Here is a 17,011-nt window from a genome sequence, read left to right on the forward strand (position 1 = left end):
CGGTCGCGAGCGCCCCGGTCCCCGTCGACGACGGTGGACCGGGGCGCTCGTCGTCCACCGGGGCGCCGACGCGCCCGCCGGTCCCGTTGGCGACGGGCGACGCCGTCGGGCACGGTGGGGCCCATGGCGACGACGCTGGGGCCCACAGACCTCAAGACCGTGCTGCACCGGCAGCTGCAGCGCGGCCGCGACGCGCTCGTGTGGAAGACCGAGGGGCTCGGCGAGCGCGCGCTGCGCCTGCCCCGCACGCCCACCGGCACCAACCTGCTCGGGCTGGTCAAGCACTGCGCGAGCGTCGAGATCGGTTACCTCGGCCTCACCTTCGGCCGCCCGTGGCCGGACATGGCGGAGGTGCCGTGGCTGGCCGCCTGGTCGCTCGACGACCCGGCCGCCGACCCGCAGGCCGACTGGTACGCCACCCCGGAGGAGCCGGCCGAGCACGTGCTCGACCTGTACCGGCGGGCGTGGGCGTTCGCCGACGCCACCATCGCGGAGCTGCTGCTGGACGCGCCCGGCCGGGTGCCGTGGTGGGGCGAGGGCCGGCGGGACACGACGCTGGCGGTGGTGCTGGTGCACGTGCTCGCCGACGTGCAGCGGCACGCCGGGCACGCCGACATCCTGCGCGAGGGCGCCGACGGCGCCGTCGGGCTCAGCCGCGCCGCCGACAACATGCCGGGCTGGGAGGAGCAGGAGCGCGCCGCGTACGTCGAGCGGCTCCGGGCGATCGCCGAGGCGTTCGGCGACTGACGCCGGCGTCAGGGCGCGGTGACGAACACGTCGAACAGCCCGGGGTGGTGGCCGTGCACGAGCACGCCGAACACCACGGCGTCGAACAGCAGGTGCACCGTCACCACGTAGCTGAGGGACTTGAACCGGGCGAAGATCCAGCCCTGCACCAGCGCGAACGGCACGGTCAGCAGCGGCCCCCACTCGCGGTAGCCCAGCTCCCACAGGAACGACACGAAGATCACCGCCTGCAGCACGTTGGCCACCTGCACGGGGAAGTGCCGGCACAGCAGGGCGAAGCACACGCAGACGAAGAACAGCTCGTCCCAGATGCCGACGGCGTTGACGCCGACGAACAGCCGGGCGATGTCCTGCGACCCCTGGAGATCGGGCCAGTTGAGGTAGGCGCCGGAGCCGAGGAAGTACCAGGGCAGCACCAGGTAGCCGACCGCCACGACGACCGCGAGGTAGACCCACTGCCCGCGCGACCACCGCTGGCCGGTGGCCACGGGGAACCGGACCGCCCCGCCCTCGCGCCGGTGCACGACCCAGCGCGACAGCGCCCACGGCACCGCCACCGCGCCGCCGAGCGCGACGGCGAACCGCAGCATGCCGGCGTCGGACAGGTCCGCCTCGAGCGAGATCGCCGAGATGATCGCCAGCCCGGTCCCGATCAGCCCGAGGTCCTTGCCCAGCGCCCGGTCGACGGCGACGCCGAGCAGCACGCCGGCCACCAGGGGCACGTACGCGACGGGCCGCACGTGCACGGCGAACAGGAGCACCGCGGACACGCTGACGAGCGCGGCCGCGCCCAGCCGCCCCGCGCCGCGCGGGGTCAGGAGCGCGCGGAGCGGGGCGTCGTCGGGCCGGGCGCCGGCCGCGCTGCTCGCGGCCGCCCCGCCCGCAGCAGCCCCGCCCGTGGGCGCCGGTCGGGGACTCATCCGACGAAGAGGCAGAAGGGGTGTCCCGCCGGGTCGGCGAAGACCCGCAGCGGCTCCTGCGGGTCGTCCGCCCGGTCGCGCAGCAGGCGCGCGCCGAGCGAAAGCGCGCGCTCGGTCTGGGCGTCGAGCGCGGCGACGTCCGCCACGGTGCAGTCGAGGTGCAGCTGCTGCGGCACCTCGCCGTCGGGCCACGTGGCCGCCGCGAGCCGCTCGACCTGCTGGAAGGCGAGCTGCACCGCGCCGGGGTTGCGCAGCACGAGCCAGTCCGCGTCGTCGGGCGCGCCGTCGGCGGGCGGCTCGTCCCCCGCCCGGTACGCCAGGCCGAACAGCTGCCGGTAGAACTCGGCGAGCCCGCGGGCGTCGGTGGTGTCGAGCACCACCTGCCGGATCGTCGGGACGCTCTCAGCCACGTGACCTCCTGTGTCGTCGGCCGGCACCGGCCGGCGCCGTCGTCGGCGGGGCGGCACCCGCGCCGCCTCGCCCACCGTAGCGCCGGGGCCCGCGGCGCGCGGGGGACAATGGGTGCGTGCAGTGCCACCACTACGACGCCGGTCGGTGCCGCTCGTGCACCCTCCTCGAGGTGGCCCACCCCACGCAGGTCGCGGACAAGGAGCGGCACGTGCGGTCGCTGCTCGACCCCGTGGTCGGCCCTGTGCTCGGCCCCGCTGCCGGCGACCTCGCGTGGCTGCCGCCCGTGGTGGGCGCCGAGGCGGGGTTCCGCAACAAGGCCAAGATGGTGGTGACCGGCACGGCCGAGGCGCCGCTGCTGGGGATCCTCGACGCGCGCACGGCCCCGGGCGGGCCGGTGCAGGGCGTGGACCTCACCGACTGCCCGCTGTACCCCGCGCCGCTGCAGGCGGCGTTCGGGCCCCTGGCCGAGCTGATCACCCGCGCCCGCCTCCAGCCGTACGACCTCACGCCGACGCGCGGCCGGGTCACGCCCAAGGACGCCGCCCGCCGTGGCGAGCTCAAGAACCTGCTGGTGACCCTCTCCCCCGACGGCGAGCTCATGGTGCGGCTGGTGCTGCGCTCGCAGGAGCCGGTGGCCCGCGTCCGCAAGCACCTGCCGTGGCTGCGCGCGGCGCTGCCCACGCTGGCGGTGCTCAGCGTCAACCTGCAGCCGGAGCACAAGGCGGTGCTCGAGGGCGACACGGAGATCGTGCTCACCGAGCGGCAGACGCTGCCCATGCGGATGGACGGCGTGACGCTGCACCTGCGGCCGCAGTCGTTCTTCCAGACCAACACCGAGGTGGCCGCCGCGCTGTACCGGCAGGCGCGCGAGTGGGTCGAGGAGGCTGCGCCGGCGTCGCTGTGGGACCTGTACTGCGGCGTCGGCGGGTTCGCGCTGCACTGCGCGGCGCCCGGACGCGAGGTCACGGGCATCGAGATCTCGGCCGAGGCCGTCGCGTCGGCCCTGACCACGCGCGACGAGCTCGCGGCCGCCTCGCCCGACGGCGCCGCGGCGATGGCCGGTGTGCGGTTCGCGGCGGGCGACGCGACCGCGTTCGCGCTGGACCCCTCCGCCGTGCCGGAGATGGTGGTCGTCAACCCGCCGCGGCGCGGCATCGGCCCCGACCTGGCGCGCTGGCTCGAGGCCTCCGGCGTGCGCCACGTGCTGTACTCCAGCTGCAACGCCGCCACGCTCGCGCGAGACCTGGCCGAGATGCCGTCGCTGCGCCCGGTGCGCGGCCGGCTGCTCGACATGTTCCCGCACTCGCGGCACTACGAGGTGCTGACGCTGCTCGAGCGCGCCTGACCGGAGAGCGCGCTGACGGGCGCTCAGCCTTTCTCGGCGCCGGCGGTCAGGCCGCCGACGAGCAGCCGCTCCGACAGGAAGAACAGCACGACGATCGGCAGGGTGAGCAGCACCGAGCCGGCCATGAGCACCGTCGTCGGCACCTCGATGCTGCCGGCGAGCTGCGACAGGCCCAGCGACACCGTCCAGCGGTCGCGGTCCTCCACGAGGAACAGCAGCGCGAAGAGGAACTCGTTCCAGGCGATCATGAACACGAACAGCCCGTTGGACACGATGGCGGGCATGGCCAGCGGCAGGCTGATGCGCCGCATCGCCTGCAGCCGCGTGCAGCCGTCGATGGCGGCGGCCTCCTCGAGCGACGCGGGGATGGTGTCGAAGTAGTTGCGCAGCATGTAGATCGACACCGCCACCACCTGCGACACGTACACGAGCAGCAGGCCGACGAGCGACCCCCGCAGCCCCACCTGGGTGAAGAACACGAACAGCGGCACGGCCAGCAGGATCGCCGGGAAGAAGTACACGGTGAGGAACAGCGCCGAGACCTGCCGGTGGCCGAAGAACCGCAGCCGGCTCACCGCGTACGCGCCGGGGATCGCCACGAGCAGCGCCAGCAGCATCGTCACCACCGCCACCAGCAGGGAGTTGCGGATGAACACGCCGAACCCCTGGCCGCCGTCGGCCACCGGGCGCAGCACCTCCGCGTACGTGCCGAGGTCCAGGTCCTCGACGGAGACCCACAGCGCGCCGGGGGCGCGCAGCAGCGAGTCGAGGGAGCGCACGCTGAGCAGCACCATGTACAGGAACGGGAACACCGCCCCCACGAGCAGCAGCACGATGACCACGGGCCGCACGACGGCGATCAGGCGGTTCTCGAGCGTGTTCCGGGAGAGGCGCGCGCCGCTCATACCAGATCCTCCCGCCGGCCGAACCACCTCAGGTACAGCCCCACCAGGACGGCGAGGATCGCGGCGAGCACGAGCGCCTGCGCGGCCGCGGCCCCGATGTCGTTGCGGGCGGTGAGGTAGTCGAACACCCGCACCGCGACCACCTCGGTGCCCGCTCCGCCGCCGGTGAGCAGGTAGATGTCGTCGAAGTTGTTGAAGGTCCAGATGAACCGCAGCACCGTGAGCACCGCGATCGTGGGCAGCAGCTGCGGCAGCAGGATGTGCCGGAACCGCTGGCTCGGGGTCGCGCCGTCCACCGTCGCGGCCTCCTCGAGCACCTCCGGCACGGCCTGCAGGCGGGCGGTGAGGAACAGGAACGCGAACGGCGCCGACCGCCACGCCTCGAAGCAGATCACCGTGAGCAGCGCGATCGGCAGCTGGACGTCCCACCCGAGGATCGTCACCGGCAGGGCGCGCTGGGACAGGAACGCCACGGGGTCGTCCCACCCGAGCCACCGCGTGCCCACGTGGTTCACGAGCCCGAACTGCGGGTGCAGCATCGTCGTCCAGACGAAGGTGGCCGCCACCACCGGCGCGACGTACGGCAGCAGCACCGCCGCACGGACCGCGCCCCGGCCGCGGAACTGCCGCCGCAGGGCCAGCGCCGCGACCAGGCCGGAGGCGATGGCCAGGGCCGTGCCCGCCACCGAGTAGACGACGGTGGTCACCAGCGCCTGGAGGAACCCGGGCGAGCCGAGCACCGCGGCGAAGTTGTCGAGGGAGAGCTCGCCGAGGAACCCCGTGTCCCGGATGTTGAGCAGGCGCACCTGCTGGAACGCCAGCGACACCGTCCACAGGATCGGCACGACGACGACCACCAGCACGATGACGAGCGTCGGCGAGATCAGGGCGAGCCCGGTGCGCGCCTCCTCGCGCCCCCGGGCCGAGCGTCGTGCGCGGCGCCCGCCGGCCGCGCTGCGCTCGGCCTCGGCGGCGGGCAGCGTGATCACTGCAAGGACTCCTGGATGGAGCGGACCGCGTCGGCCGCCGTCTGCGCCGCCTGCGCGGCGTCGCCGCCGCCCGCCACCTCGCTGACCGCCTGCGCCACCGGGTGCTCGCCCTGCGTCGCGCCGAGCAGGTCGCCCTGCCCCTGGGTGATGCCCCAGCGCGCCAGGTCCTGCGGGCCGGCCGCGACGTCGTCGATCACCTCGGCGCTGTAGAAGTCGGTGAGCGGGGCCTTGGTGTCCACGCCCACCGGCAGCGTCGCCCACGCCTCGGTGAACTGCTCCGGCTCCTCCGGCGTCCCGGTGCGCACGGGCACCTTGCCCTCCGGCGCGATCGCGATCCACGCCTCGTAGCCGTCCGACATCATGTACTCGACGAGCTCGCGCGCCCCGGCGGAGTCGGCGCCGGCGGTCACCGTCCACGACGTGATCTCGCCGAACTGGGCGGCCTCCGTGCCGTCGGGCCCCTCGATCGCGGTGACGACGCCGGAGTTCTTCGCCAGGAACGCCGGGTCGTCGGCGCACTCGGGGCAGGACGGCATCGCGTCCTCGCGCAGCCCGGCCATCTCGTCGAGCACGAAGCTGGACCAGACGAACATCGCGGCCTGGCCGGCGAAGTAGGTCGCCCGCGTCGTGTCGACGTCCTGGGCGCCCGGGACGGAGTACTGCGAGGTCAGCTGGCCGTACACGTCGAACGCGCGGACGCACTGCTCGGAGTCGAGCTGCACCTGCCCGTCGCCGTCCACCATCTCGCAGCCGTTGCCGAGCGCGAGGTGCTCGAAGGTCTGTTCCGTGAACGCGTCGCCCGGGGCGGTGGCCCCGACGAACCCGGCGACCTGGTCGGAGTCCAGCGCCTGGGCCGCCGCCAGGAGCGCGTCGTACGTCGTCGGCGGCTCGAGCCCGGCGGCCTCGAACAGGTCCGTGCGGTAGACCAGCAGCTGGGTCCACGACTCGCTGGGGATCGCGAGCTGGGTGTCGCCGTCGCGCGTGAGCTCCAGCGCCGTCTCCGTGAAGGTCGTCGGGTCGAGGGCCTCGACCACCTCGGCGACCGCGTCGGTGTCGATCAGGTCGCTCGCCGAGAGGGTGCGGACCTGCGGCAGGGAGATCGCGCCGATGACGTCGGGCACGTCGCCCGCGGCCGCGGCCGAGGTGATGAGCTGGGCGAACTGGTCCTCCGCCACCGCGACGAGCTCGACCTCGATGCCGGACTCCTCGGTGAAGGCGTCCATGATCTCCTGCGTCGCCGCCACCCGGTCCGGCAGGTCCTCCTGCACCCACACGGTCAACGGACCGCCGGCCGCCTCGCCGCCGCCGTCCCCGTCGCCGCCGCCCGTGGTGCAGGCGCCGAGCGCGACCACGAGCCCCGCCACCGCCGTTGCTGCCACTCCACGTGCGTTCACGGTGCGCCTCCTCGCGGACCGAGCCAGCGGCACGCCGGCGCCGGACCGGCGAGTCGGTGCAGGACGCCGTCGGCCTGCACCACGCGAAGTGTCGCCGCCCCCGCGTCGTCTCGCACCCCGAGCGGCCACGGGACCGCCGCGAAGGGCGCCGCAACGCAACCGTGATCTTCGCCGCAGCGCTCTGACGTGCGAGCTCACAAGTTAGGTGTGATTGTCAAGACCGCCGCCGACACGGGCGGCACGGAAGGAGGAACTCACCGTGGGTGGAATTCTCGGATGGATCGTCCTGGGCTTGCTCGCCGGCGCCATCGCGAAGGCCCTGCTGCCGGGCAAGCAGGCTGGCGGCTGGCTCGCCACGCTGATCCTGGGTGTCGTGGGCGCGCTGCTCGGCGGCTGGCTCGGGTCCCTGCTCTTCGACGCCCCGCTGCGCGACTTCTTCTCCCTGCAGACCTGGATCCTCGCGATCGTCGGGTCCATCATCGTGCTCCTCATCTGGGGCGCGATCACCGGGCGACGTCGCGCCTGACGTCCGCGCACGACGCGGACGCACGAAGGAGGCCGCTCCCTGCGGGGGCGGCCTCCTTCGTGCGTGGGGCCCGGCCGGCAGGCCCGCGGCGGCGTCGGGTGGTCCCGGGTGGTCCCGTGCGCGCAGCGCGGGGACCGCTGCCGGGACGCAGCGCCGGGGACGACGACGCCCCGGCGCGCCGCGCGCCGGGGCGTCGAGCCCGAGCCGGAGACGCTCCGGCGCTCGGGTCAGTGGTGGTCGCGCCGGTCCCCGAACGTGTCGTGGGCGGCGTCCTTGACCTTCTCGCCGGCCTGCTTGACGTTCGCGCCGCCCTGCTCGGCCCGGCCCTCGGCCTTCATCGAGTCGTCGTCGCGGGCGTCGCCGATCGCCTCCTTCGTCTTGCCCTTGAGCTCCTCGGCCTTGTTCTGGATCTTGTCGTCGAGACCCATCACTCACTCCTTCGAAGACGTCGATCGGTCAGGCCCGACGGCGGTGAGCCGCCGGCAGCGGCGGGATGCCGTCCCCGGCGCCCCGTCACCCCTCCACGGCAGCACGGATCAGGGCCGTTCGCACGGTGGCCTCGGGCGACGGGCACCCTCCTCGCCGGCCCCCGGCCGGCGTCCACCACCGCCGGCACCCTCCGCCGTCGACGGCTGGAGAAGCAGGACGAAACCAGGCGAGTTCCGTCCTGCTTCTCCAGCCGTCGGCACCGAATACGGGTGCCGGGAATGGAACGTGCGGGCTCCTGCTTGAGACCGATGCAAGACGACCGGTCACATTCGGTGACCGGCCGACCAGCCTCACAGCAAGGGGAAGCGTCATGGCACGCATCGCGGTCGGCACGGAGAACAGCACCACCATCGAGCTGCACTACGAGGACAAGGGCTCGGGCCGGCCCGTCGTCCTGATCCACGGGTTCCCGCTCGACGGGAGCTCGTGGGAGGGCCAGGTCCCGGAGCTGCTCGACGCGGGCTTCCGCGTGATCACCTACGACCGGCGCGGGTTCGGCCGGTCGAGCCAGCCGTCGACCGGCTACGACTACGACACCTTCGCGGCGGACCTGAACGTGCTCATGGAGACCCTCGACCTGCGCGACGCGATCCTGGTCGGCTTCTCGATGGGCACCGGCGAGGTGGCCCGCTACCTCGCCCGGTACGGCTCCGACCGCGTGGCCAGGGTCGCCTTCCTCGCCAGCCTCGAGCCCTACCTGGCGATCACCGACGACAACCCCGACGGCGCCGCCCCGATGTCGTTCTTCGAGGACATCGCCGCGACCGTGAAGAAGGACCGGTACGCCTACTTCACGAGCTTCTACCAGGACTTCTTCAACCTGGACGAGAACCTGGGCAGCCGGATCAGCGAGGAGGCCGTGCGCAACGCGTGGAGCATCGCCGCCGGCTCGGGCCCCATCGCCTCCGCCGCCGCGCCGCTGACGTGGCCCACGGACTTCCGCGCCGACATCGAGAAGGTCGACGTGCCGGCCCTGATCCTGCACGGCACCGCCGACCGGATCCTGCCGATCGACGCCACCGGGCGCCGGTTCGCCAAGGCCCTGCCGGACGCCGAGTACGTCGAGATCGAGGGCGCGCCGCACGGCCTGCTGACCACGCACACCGCCGAGGTCAACGAGGCGCTGCTCGAGTTCGTCACCCAGGCCTGACCCGCAGGGCTGCAGGGCCGGGCCCGATCCGCGAGGATCGGTCCCCCGGCTCGGCCACCCCGGGCCCTCCGGCGGAGCGGACGCTCTTCCGGAGGGCCCGGGCGCACGCCGCGCGACCGCACCACCAGCCCCCGCCCGCCGCGGGGCACCGTCCGTCGAGGAGCACCCCATGCCCAGGCCCAGCCTCCGCGAGGCCATCGTCGAGTCCGCCACCACGCAGTTCCACCTGCACGGGTACAACGGCACCGGCGTCGCGGCGATCACCGCGGCGGCGGGTGCGCCGAAGGGCTCCTTCTACAACCACTTCGCGAGCAAGGAGCAGCTCGCGCTCGAGGTCGTCGACCGCTTCGCCGGCGGGATGGGCCTCGAGATGCTCACCGACACCGCGGTGGCTCCGCTGGAGCGCGTCCGCGCCCACTTCGCCTTCCTCGCCGGCGCGCTCGAGGAGCACGCGTTCCGCCGCGGGTGCCTGCTCGGCAACCTCGCGGTGGAGACCGCCGTCGACGGCCCCGAGGTGGCCGCACGCGTCACCGGGTTCTTCGAGCGGTGGTCCGCGGCGCTGGCCGGCGTGATCCGCGAGGCGCAGGCGGACGGGAGCGTGCCCGCGCACGTGGACGCCGACGTCGTCGCCGACGAGCTCATCGACCTCTACGAGGGGCGCACCATGCGCGCCCGCACCACCGCCGGCCCGGCCGGCATGCGGCACCTGCTCGACCACGCGCTGCCGCGCCTGCTCGAGCTGCCGCGCGCCTGACGACGGTCCGTCAGGCCCGCGCCCGCGGGTCGCTCAGGTACCCGGTACGGCGCAGCACCCGCTCGGCCGGGACGGTCAGCAGCGGCGGCACGCTGCACGCGAGCGCGACCAGTGCGCGCAGCCAGCCCCAGCGCAGGCGCACCGCGGCGGCGAGGGTCACCACGACGTAGAGGACGAACGCGGCGCCGTGCAGCCGGCCGAACAGCCACACGCCCGCCTCGGTGGTCTCCGTGACGTACTTGAGGAACATCCCCACGAGCAGGCCGGCCCACGTGAACGCCTCGACGAGCGCGACGACGGCGAACAGCCGCCCCAGGGGCGTCATCGACGGCGCGGCAGGGCGCCCGGCCGCCGTGGCGGTCGCCGGGCCGGCGGCGGGTGTGGCGGCGCCGGGCGGGGCGGTGCCGGGCGTGGCGGTGCCGGGCGTGGCGGTGCCGGCCTCCGCGGGCTCGGTCGAGGAGCGGGGCGGGACGGTCATGCTCGGGCCTCTCGTTCGTCGGCGTCGACGGCCACGGGGTCGTGGTCGTCGGCCGGGCCGTCGGGGTCGGAAGGGTCGGACGGCTCGGACTGTGCGGCGGCGAGCGCCACGGTGCGCACGCGCCGGTCCTCGACGCGGGTCACGCGCAGCTCGCGGCCGTCGTCGAGCGCGACGGCGTCGCCGGGCTCGGCGAGCCGGCCGAGGCGGGCCATGAGGTAGCCGGCCACGGTCTCGTACGGGCCGTCCTCGAGCTCGACGCCCGTGGCGTGGGCGAACTCCTCGATGGTGAGCCCGGCGTCGTAGGTGCCGTCGGCGTGCGCGGGCACGGTCGGGTCGTACTCGTCGCGGATGTCGCCGACGAGCTCCTCGACCAGGTCCTCCAGCGTGACGATGCCGTCGGTGCCGCCGTACTCGTCCACCACCAGGGCCATGTGCGTGCCGCCGCGGCGCATCGCCGACATCGTGGGCAGCAGGCGGTTGGTGGTGGGCAGCGCCAGCAGCGGGCGGGCGACGTCGAGCAGCGTGGTCGCGCCGTCCCCGGCGTCGGCCGCACCGTCGGCCGCGCCGCCCCGCACGCCCCGGCCGGCGCGCCGCGGCGGCGCGAACAGGTCGCGCACGTGCACGAACCCGATGACGTCGTCGAAGTCCTCCCCCGTCACCGGGTAGCGGGAGTACGGCAGGTCGCGGGTGCGCTCGGCGGCCTCCGCGAGCGTCAGGGACGCCTCGAGGAACGCCACCTCGCCGCGCGGGCGCATCACCTCGCCGAGCGTCCGGTCCGAGGCGGCGAAGACGCCGTCGAGGATCTCGCGCTCGTCGTCGTCGAGGCCCCGGTGGGCCTGGACGATGCCGCGCAGCTCGTCCTCGCTCATCTCCTCGCTGCGGGCGCTCGGGTCGCCGCCCAGCAGGCGCACGACGGCGTCGGTGGAGCGCGACAGCAGCCACACCACCGGCCGCATGACCGTGGCGAACCGGTCCAGCGGCGGGCCGACCACGAGCGCGACCTGCGCCGCGCGCTGCAGCGCGATGCGCTTGGGCACGAGCTCGCCCAGCACCAGCGACAGGTACGCGATCACCAGCGTCAGCACCACCAGCGACAGCGTCGCGGCGAGCCCGGCCGGCAGGCCGACGCCCTCGAGCAGCGGCGCGAAGTCGGGGGCCAGGGTCGAGGCGCCGTACGCGGCGGAGAAGAACCCGGCGACCGTGACGCCGATCTGCACCGCGGCGAGGAAGCGGTTGGGGTCGCGAGCGACGGAGGCGACGCGGCGGCCGCGGCCACCACGCTTGTCGAGCTCGGCGAGCTGGCCCTCGCGCAGGGACACCAGGGCGAGCTCCGTGCCGGCGAACACGCCGCCCACCAGCACGAACACGAGGACGAGGGCCGCGTTGCGCCAGGTCTCAGCGTCCACGGCGCACCACCCCCTCGCGCAGGTCCGGACAGGTCGCAAGGGTGCCGGCGCGCACGCCGGTACTGCTGCTGGGGTCCATGGTCCTTCCGTGGGGTCGCGGCGCCGGCGCGCTGCCGGCGGGGCTCGGCACGCGGGGTGCCGTCGCGAGGGTCAACGCGCGCGAGGGCCGCAGAAGTTCCCCGCGCCGCCGTGTCAGGCGCGTCACGGTCCGCGGCGCCGGGCCCGGTCAGGCCGGCGCGGCCGTCATCTGCACGACGACGTCGTCGACGTGCGCCCGGAACCGGGGGCACGTGGCGATGTCGTGCGACCGGCACCGCAACGCGTGCAGGGTCATCTCCCGCGACCGCTCCATCTCGGCCATCCGCCGCTCGAGCTCGGCCACGTGCGCCTCGAGGATCTCGTGGCGGTTGCGGGCCTCGCCGTCGAGCATGACCCTGATCTGCTCCAGGCTCATCCCGGCGTCCTTGCTGCGGACGACGACGGCGACGCGCACGACGTCGTCGCGGCCGTAGCGGCGGCGCCCGGAGGCGTCGCGGGCGGGACGCAGCAGGCCCTCGTCCTCCCAGTACCGCAGCACGTGCGAGCCCAGGCCGAACCGCTCGGCCACCTCGCCCACCGACCACGTCCGCTCCCCCGTTGACCTCATGTCGACATGAAGTCACAGACTCGGCACCAGGCGCAAGACGCCGCTGCGCGCCGACCGGCGCACCGAGCACGCACCCGACGCGCACCGACCCCAGGAGGACCCCATGAGCACCCACCCCACCGAGACGGACGCCGCGACCGAGGCCGGAACCGGGACCGGCACGGCGACCGGGACCGGCACCGGGCACGGCCGGCCGCTGGACGCCGTCGTCGTCGGCGGCGGGCCGGCCGGCCTCCAGGCGGCCCTCACCCTCGGCCGCATGCACCGGTCCGTGCTGCTGCTCGACTCCGGCAGCTACCGCAACGACTGGGCCGAGCACATGCACAACGTCGTGACGCACGACGGACGCCCGCCCGCCGAGTTCCGCGCGGCGGCGCGCAAGGACGTCGCCGCCTACGACACCGTCGAGGTCCGCGACGCCGCCGCGGTCACCGTCGCCCGGGTCGGCGGGGACGGCGGCAAGGACGGCGGGGACGGCAGCGGCGGCGGGGACGGGAGCGACGGCGGCCGCTTCCGCGTCGAGCTCGAGGACGGCACGGCGGTGACCGCGCGCACGGTGCTCCTCGCGACCGGGCTGCGCGACACCCTGCCGGACGTGCCCGGGCTCGACGAGCTGTTCGGCACGGTCGCGGCCCACTGCCCGTACTGCCACGGGCACGAGTTCTCCGGCACGCCCGTGGCCGTGCTCGGCAGCGGCCCGCACGTGGCCAAGGTCGCGTTCCTCGTCGAGCGCATCGCCTCGCGCGTCGTCGTCCTCGCCGACGGGGACGAGCTCGAGGCCGGTGTCCGCCGCGTGCTCGAGCACGCCGGCGTCGAGGTGCGGCCCGAGCCCGTGACGGGCGTGCAGCGCGACGGCGACGGCGCGCGCGTGTCGTTCGCTTCCGGGCCGGACGAGGCGGTGGGCGGGCTGTTCGTGGCGCCCGCGACGGCGCAGGCGGCGCCGTTCGCCGAGCAGCTCGGGCTGACGACGCTGGCCTCCGGCTGCGTGGAGATCGACCCGTTCGGCCGCACCAGCGAGGCGGGCGTCTTCGCCGCCGGCGACATGGCCCACTCCGCGGCGCTGCCCATGCCGCAGTCGGCCGTGCTCGCGGCCGCCACGGCCGGGCTCACCGCCGCCACCGGCATCGACGCCCACCTGATCGCGGAGGACCACCACCTGCCGACGTGACCGTCGCGGCGGCGGGCGGCCGGGCGGGTGGCCCGGCGGGTGGCCCGCCGGGCGGCTGGTGGGGTCAGCGGGGCACGACGACGGCGGCGCCGTCGCGGTCCGTGTCATCCGCGTCGTCCGCGCCGTCCGGACGGGCGCCGGTCGCCGGCTCGAGGCGCGGCACCGCTAGCGCCGCGATCGCCGTCGTCGCCGGGATGGCCAGCACGAGCCCGATCGAGCCGACGAGCGTGCGCACCACCTCCTCGGCGATCTCGCCGGAGCTCAGCGCGTTGCCCAGCGGCTGGTCGATGAGCCACAGGTTCATGAGGATCGCCAGGGCCGCCCCGACGTACGCGAAGGCCATGGTGTAGACCGTCGAGGCGATGTGGTCGCGCCCGATGCGCATGGCGCGGGCGAACAGGACGCGGCGCGGGGCGTGCGGGGCGACCTCGCGCAGCTCCCACACCGCGGAGGCCTGGGTGATGGTGACGTCGTTGAGCACGCCCATGCCGGCCAGCACCAGGCCGCACAGCGCGATCCCGCGCAGGTCGAGGCCGGGCGCGAGCGACGGCAGCCACATCGCCTCCTCGCTGCTGGCGCCGGTGACGTGCGAGGCGCCCGACGCCCACGCGCCGATGCCCGCGGTGAGCGCCAGGCCGACCAGCGTGCCGAGCAGCGCCGTCGACGTGCGCACCGTGAACCCGTGCGCCAGGTAGAGCACCACGAACATCACGGCGGACGACGTCACCAGCGCCACGCCCATCGCCGAGTGCCCGGCGAGCAGCGTGGGGATGGTGAACAGCATGAACACCGCGAAGGCGAAGCCCAGGCCGGCCAGGGCCGCGAGCCCGCGCCAGCGGGCGACCAGCAGCACGACCAGCACGAACAGCACCGCGAGCAGCGCCAGCGGCGCCTCGCGCTGGAAGTCGATGAACGCGTACGGGGCCGGCTCGTCGCCGAGCACCTCGATGTACAGGGTCACGACCCCCTCGCCGGGCTCCGGCGCGGCGATGCCGTCCTGGGCCTGCATGCGCGACGCGGTGCCGTCGGCGGTCTCGATCGGGTAGGTGTTCGTCACCTCGTCGAGGGGGCCTGTGACGGTGGCGTCGACCAGGCGGGAGCCCTCGGCGGCGAGCGGCGCGCGGTCCGGCACCTCGCCGCCGGCCGGCCAGAGGCTCAGCAGCCCCCAGACCGTGGCGAGCAGCGCGGGCAGCAGGGCCGCGGCGAGGACGATCCGCGTCCGGGCCGACGCCGGCGCGGGGCGGGCAGCGTGCGGGTGCGCGTGTCCGTGGGGCATGCGGGCAGGGTGGCACGCGCCGGCCGCGGCACGGCCGAGGCGGCCGGGCGTGCCGCCGGTCCCGGGACTTCCCCCGTCCGGTCGGCCAGCGCCGTGCGAGGCGCCCCGCACGCCCGTCGCGGGAGGGCCCGTTCCCGTCTGTTCGGTGATCCGTCGGCCGATCGGCGATCCGGATCACCGATCGGCCGACGGATCACCGACCAGACCCGAGGCGACGCCGGTGCTCACGCCCACCGACGAGGACGCCGTCGGGCGCAACGGCTCAGGACCGGCTCAGTACGCGACGCCGATCTGCTCGCGGCGGTGGGCGCCCTTCTCGATCTCGTCGACGACGGCGAGCGCGAGGTCGGCGCCGGAGAGGTGCGAGCCGCCCTCGGCGTCGAAGATCGCCACCTCGCCGCCCACGCGGTACTCGCCGCGGCGCTCGCCCGGGTTGAAGGCGCCGAACGTGGCGGCCGGGCTGACGAACAGCCAGTCGAACGACTCCGGCGTGCCCTGCAGCGTCGGCACGAGCGCGGCCACCTCGCGGGCCTCGCCGGCGAACTCGGCCGGTACCTGGTCGGTGTCCGCCACCCGCGGGCCGCCCGCCTCGAGCCGCAGGGTGCTCCACCCGCCCACGAGCACGAAGCGGGCGCCCTCGCGCTGCGCCAGCTCGACGACCTCCGCGTACGCCTCGCCCAGGCGGCCCTCGAGCGCGCCGCGCGGCGAGAGCGCGCCGACGACGACGTCCGCGCCGCGGACCGCCGTGGCCAGCGCGTCGCCCTCGAGCACCTCGCCCTGGACGTAGCGCACGCCGTCCACCGGCGTGGCCGGCACGGAGCGGCTCAGGCTCGTGACCTCGTGGCCCCGGCCTGCGGCCTCGGCGACGATCGCGGCGCCCGCGTACCCGGTGCCTCCGACGACGGTGATGTTCATGCGACCCAACCTTCCTGATCGGTGTGCCGGGGATCCCAGCGGTGTCCGACGCCTCCGGCCCTTCCGGCGCGGCGACGCCTCGGTTACCGTAGGAGACCAACTCCCCTTCGGGAAGAAGGCACTTCGTGGTAACCACCTCTGCGCCCGGCACCGCACACGGCACCGCGCACGACACCGCGCACGACGTCGCGCCCGACGTCGTGCCCGACGTCGTGCGCCTCGGCGACCGCCCCGAGGGCAACCCGTACCTGGCCGGCTGCCCCACCCGGCACATCCTCGACCGCATCGGCGACCGCTGGACGGTGCTCGTGGTCGGCGTGCTGTCCGAGGGCACGGCGCGGTTCAGCGAGCTGCGCCGCCGCGTCGACGGAATCTCGCAGAAGATGCTCACCCAGACCCTGCGCGAGCTCGAGCGCGACGGGCTGGTCTCCCGCACCGTGCACGCCGAGGTGCCGGTCCGCGTCGAGTACTCCCTCACCCCCGCCGGGCGCAGCCTCACCGGCCCGCTCAAGGCGCTCGAGGACTGGTCGGTGGAGCACCTCCACGCCGTGCTCACCGCCCGCCAGGCGTACGACGGCGACCACGCCGTCTGATCACGCCGCCTACCACGTCGACTCCCCGGCCGGGGCGGCCCGCCGGCTCGCCGAGACCTGAGTTGTGGTCGCCTCTGCGTCGCGAGGGGCGGCCACTACTCAGGTCTCGGCGCAGGGGCCGGGTGGAGGGGCGAGGTCCAGGGCGGCCGGCGCGCCGCCTAGGGTGGTGCCCGTGGGACATCTGGTGCGGTGGGTGCGCGGGCTGCTGGTGGGCAGCACCGCGCTCAGCCTCGCCGTCGGCGCCCACGTGCTCGCCGGCGACGGCCTGCCCACGACGGGCATCGCCCTCGCCGCGCTGGTCGCCACCGTGCTGCCGGCCGCCGTCTGGCTCACCCGCGGGCCGCTGAGCCTGCCCCGCGTGCTCCCCGTCGCGGCGGCGCTGCAGGTGGCCCTGCACATCGAGCTGAGCGTTCTCGCCCACGGCGGGCACGCCGCCGCCGGCGTGCACACCGGGGCCCCGCACGCCGGCCATGCCGCGCACCTCGACCCGGCGGCGCTGCAGGCGCTCCTGCAGCAGCAGGCCGCGCTCGCCGGGCCCGCCGCGCACGACCTGGTCCCGTCGGCCCCGATGCTCGCCGCCCACGCGGTCGCGGTGCTGGTCACCTGCGTCGTGCTGGCCACGGGCGACCGCGCCGCCGCCTGGCTGCTGACCTGGCTGTCCGCCGTCGCGCTGCTGGTGCGCGCGGCCGTGCAGCCCCTGCCGGGCGCGCGGCGCCGCGGCGTCGTCGTCGACCCCCTGCAGCCCCGCCGCACCCTCGACCGCCTGGGCGCCGGGGGCCTGCGGTTCCGCGGGCCGCCGCTCCGGCTCCCGGCCGCCCGCGCCGCCCGCGCCGCGCACGTCGTGCGCGCGGGCCTCGCGGCCGCCTGCTGACCCGCTCCTCGGCCGAGGGGCGGGTGCC

General features: G+C 75.1%; 19 protein-coding genes. 8 read left to right on the forward strand and 11 right to left on the reverse strand.

Translation table 11 applies throughout. The annotated features are described in order from the left end of the window. Window positions 1-123 precede the first annotated feature (123 nt). Complete coding sequence (locus U5M74_RS07000) at window positions 124-747, forward strand: DinB family protein (RefSeq protein WP_410907472.1); 624 nt, start codon at window positions 124-126, stop codon at window positions 745-747. Between the two features lie 8 nt (window positions 748-755). On the opposite strand, the gene U5M74_RS07005 is transcribed toward U5M74_RS07000, so the two are convergent. Further along, window positions 756-1,667: a CPBP family intramembrane glutamic endopeptidase gene (locus U5M74_RS07005; RefSeq protein ID WP_410907474.1), complete on the reverse strand. Its 912-nt coding sequence runs from the start codon at window positions 1,665-1,667 to the stop codon at window positions 756-758. After that, a complete protein-coding gene (locus U5M74_RS07010; RefSeq protein ID WP_410907476.1) occupies window positions 1,664-2,077 on the reverse strand; it encodes a VOC family protein in 414 nt (137 codons plus the stop codon). Before U5M74_RS07010 ends, U5M74_RS07005 begins: the two co-directional genes overlap by 4 nt. Before the next feature lie 116 nt (window positions 2,078-2,193). Here U5M74_RS07010 and rlmC point away from each other — a divergent pair, with 116 nt between their 5' ends. Then, window positions 2,194-3,423 carry a 23S rRNA (uracil(747)-C(5))-methyltransferase RlmC gene (gene rlmC / locus U5M74_RS07015; RefSeq protein ID WP_410907478.1) on the forward strand — a complete coding sequence of 410 codons (1,230 nt, stop codon included), beginning with the start codon at window positions 2,194-2,196 and terminating at the stop codon, window positions 3,421-3,423. A 23-nt stretch (window positions 3,424-3,446) separates the two neighbouring features. Here rlmC and U5M74_RS07020 read toward each other — a convergent pair whose 3' ends face one another. From U5M74_RS07020 to U5M74_RS07030, 3 genes are read right to left on the reverse strand one after another with little or no spacing between them, the layout of a single operon-like run. Continuing rightward, window positions 3,447-4,328 carry a carbohydrate ABC transporter permease gene (locus U5M74_RS07020; protein ID WP_410907480.1) on the reverse strand — a complete coding sequence of 294 codons (882 nt, stop codon included), beginning with the start codon at window positions 4,326-4,328 and terminating at the stop codon, window positions 3,447-3,449. Then, entirely contained in the window at window positions 4,325-5,317 is a 993-nt protein-coding gene (locus U5M74_RS07025; RefSeq protein WP_410907482.1) for a carbohydrate ABC transporter permease, read from the reverse strand. Before U5M74_RS07025 ends, U5M74_RS07020 begins: the two co-directional genes overlap by 4 nt. Beyond that, window positions 5,314-6,711, reverse strand: coding sequence for an ABC transporter substrate-binding protein (locus U5M74_RS07030; RefSeq protein ID WP_410907484.1), 1,398 nt, complete (start codon window positions 6,709-6,711; stop codon window positions 5,314-5,316). The genes U5M74_RS07025 and U5M74_RS07030 overlap by 4 nt, the downstream gene beginning before the upstream one ends. A 259-nt stretch (window positions 6,712-6,970) precedes the next feature. Here U5M74_RS07030 and U5M74_RS07035 point away from each other — a divergent pair, with 259 nt between their 5' ends. Then, a complete protein-coding gene (locus U5M74_RS07035) occupies window positions 6,971-7,237 on the forward strand; it encodes a GlsB/YeaQ/YmgE family stress response membrane protein (protein WP_410907486.1) in 267 nt (88 codons plus the stop codon). A gap of 227 nt (window positions 7,238-7,464) precedes the next feature. Here U5M74_RS07035 and U5M74_RS07040 read toward each other — a convergent pair whose 3' ends face one another. Continuing rightward, window positions 7,465-7,665: a CsbD family protein gene (locus U5M74_RS07040; protein ID WP_410907488.1), complete on the reverse strand. Its 201-nt coding sequence runs from the start codon at window positions 7,663-7,665 to the stop codon at window positions 7,465-7,467. A 371-nt stretch (window positions 7,666-8,036) separates the two neighbouring features. Here U5M74_RS07040 and U5M74_RS07045 point away from each other — a divergent pair, with 371 nt between their 5' ends. Beyond that, window positions 8,037-8,876: an alpha/beta fold hydrolase gene (locus U5M74_RS07045; protein ID WP_410907490.1), complete on the forward strand. Its 840-nt coding sequence runs from the start codon at window positions 8,037-8,039 to the stop codon at window positions 8,874-8,876. Window positions 8,877-9,045: 169 nt separating this feature from the next. Continuing rightward, window positions 9,046-9,630 carry a TetR family transcriptional regulator C-terminal domain-containing protein gene (locus U5M74_RS07050; protein WP_410907492.1) on the forward strand — a complete coding sequence of 195 codons (585 nt, stop codon included), beginning with the start codon at window positions 9,046-9,048 and terminating at the stop codon, window positions 9,628-9,630. Window positions 9,631-9,640: 10 nt separating this feature from the next. Here U5M74_RS07050 and U5M74_RS07055 read toward each other — a convergent pair whose 3' ends face one another. From U5M74_RS07055 to U5M74_RS07065, 3 genes are all read right to left on the reverse strand, one after another. Beyond that, on the reverse strand, window positions 9,641-10,108 hold the full coding sequence (locus tag U5M74_RS07055) for a DUF3817 domain-containing protein (RefSeq protein WP_410907494.1): 468 nt from the start codon (window positions 10,106-10,108) through the stop codon (window positions 9,641-9,643). Further along, window positions 10,105-11,514 carry a hemolysin family protein gene (locus U5M74_RS07060; protein ID WP_410907496.1) on the reverse strand — a complete coding sequence of 470 codons (1,410 nt, stop codon included), beginning with the start codon at window positions 11,512-11,514 and terminating at the stop codon, window positions 10,105-10,107. Before U5M74_RS07060 ends, U5M74_RS07055 begins: the two co-directional genes overlap by 4 nt. A gap of 226 nt (window positions 11,515-11,740) precedes the next feature. Next, complete coding sequence (locus U5M74_RS07065) at window positions 11,741-12,160, reverse strand: MerR family transcriptional regulator (protein WP_410907498.1); 420 nt, start codon at window positions 12,158-12,160, stop codon at window positions 11,741-11,743. 103 nt (window positions 12,161-12,263) lie between these two features. Here U5M74_RS07065 and U5M74_RS07070 point away from each other — a divergent pair, with 103 nt between their 5' ends. Continuing rightward, window positions 12,264-13,328, forward strand: coding sequence for an NAD(P)/FAD-dependent oxidoreductase (locus U5M74_RS07070; RefSeq protein WP_410907500.1), 1,065 nt, complete (start codon window positions 12,264-12,266; stop codon window positions 13,326-13,328). A 64-nt stretch (window positions 13,329-13,392) separates the two neighbouring features. Here U5M74_RS07070 and U5M74_RS07075 read toward each other — a convergent pair whose 3' ends face one another. Together U5M74_RS07075 and U5M74_RS07080 are read right to left on the reverse strand one after the other, a co-directional pair. Continuing rightward, a complete protein-coding gene (locus U5M74_RS07075; RefSeq protein ID WP_410907502.1) occupies window positions 13,393-14,604 on the reverse strand; it encodes a YibE/F family protein in 1,212 nt (403 codons plus the stop codon). Window positions 14,605-14,877: 273 nt separating this feature from the next. After that, window positions 14,878-15,519, reverse strand: coding sequence for an NAD(P)-dependent oxidoreductase (locus U5M74_RS07080; protein WP_410907504.1), 642 nt, complete (start codon window positions 15,517-15,519; stop codon window positions 14,878-14,880). A gap of 212 nt (window positions 15,520-15,731) precedes the next feature. Here U5M74_RS07080 and U5M74_RS07085 point away from each other — a divergent pair, with 212 nt between their 5' ends. Then, window positions 15,732-16,112: a winged helix-turn-helix transcriptional regulator gene (locus U5M74_RS07085; RefSeq protein WP_410907685.1), complete on the forward strand. Its 381-nt coding sequence runs from the start codon at window positions 15,732-15,734 to the stop codon at window positions 16,110-16,112. Window positions 16,113-16,284: 172 nt separating this feature from the next. Further along, window positions 16,285-16,983 (forward strand): hypothetical protein, encoded by a 699-nt coding sequence (locus U5M74_RS07090; protein ID WP_410907506.1) that lies wholly within the window; start codon window positions 16,285-16,287, stop codon window positions 16,981-16,983. Window positions 16,984-17,011 lie beyond the last annotated feature (28 nt).

The sequence above is a fragment of the Puerhibacterium sp. TATVAM-FAB25 genome (assembly GCF_046535855.1).
Classification (GTDB): Bacteria; Actinomycetota; Actinomycetes; order Actinomycetales; family Cellulomonadaceae; genus Puerhibacterium; species Puerhibacterium variabilis_A.

What these genes read in the sequence shown, in the direction of transcription:
- U5M74_RS07000 (WP_410907472.1), top strand. Translation starts at nt 124, where the DNA reads ATGGCGACGACGCTGGGGCCCACAGACCTCAAGACCGTGCTGCACCGG.
- U5M74_RS07005 (WP_410907474.1), bottom strand. Translation starts at nt 1,667, where the DNA reads ATGAGTCCCCGACCGGCGCCCACGGGCGGGGCTGCTGCGGGCGGGGCG.
- U5M74_RS07020 (WP_410907480.1), bottom strand. Translation starts at nt 4,328, where the DNA reads ATGAGCGGCGCGCGCCTCTCCCGGAACACGCTCGAGAACCGCCTGATC.
- U5M74_RS07040 (WP_410907488.1), bottom strand. Translation starts at nt 7,665, where the DNA reads ATGGGTCTCGACGACAAGATCCAGAACAAGGCCGAGGAGCTCAAGGGC.
- U5M74_RS07045 (WP_410907490.1), top strand. Translation starts at nt 8,037, where the DNA reads ATGGCACGCATCGCGGTCGGCACGGAGAACAGCACCACCATCGAGCTG.
- U5M74_RS07050 (WP_410907492.1), top strand. Translation starts at nt 9,046, where the DNA reads ATGCCCAGGCCCAGCCTCCGCGAGGCCATCGTCGAGTCCGCCACCACG.
- U5M74_RS07055 (WP_410907494.1), bottom strand. Translation starts at nt 10,108, where the DNA reads ATGACCGTCCCGCCCCGCTCCTCGACCGAGCCCGCGGAGGCCGGCACC.
- U5M74_RS07065 (WP_410907498.1), bottom strand. Translation starts at nt 12,160, where the DNA reads ATGAGGTCAACGGGGGAGCGGACGTGGTCGGTGGGCGAGGTGGCCGAG.
- U5M74_RS07070 (WP_410907500.1), top strand. Translation starts at nt 12,264, where the DNA reads ATGAGCACCCACCCCACCGAGACGGACGCCGCGACCGAGGCCGGAACC.
- U5M74_RS07075 (WP_410907502.1), bottom strand. Translation starts at nt 14,604, where the DNA reads ATGCCCCACGGACACGCGCACCCGCACGCTGCCCGCCCCGCGCCGGCG.
- U5M74_RS07080 (WP_410907504.1), bottom strand. Translation starts at nt 15,519, where the DNA reads ATGAACATCACCGTCGTCGGAGGCACCGGGTACGCGGGCGCCGCGATC.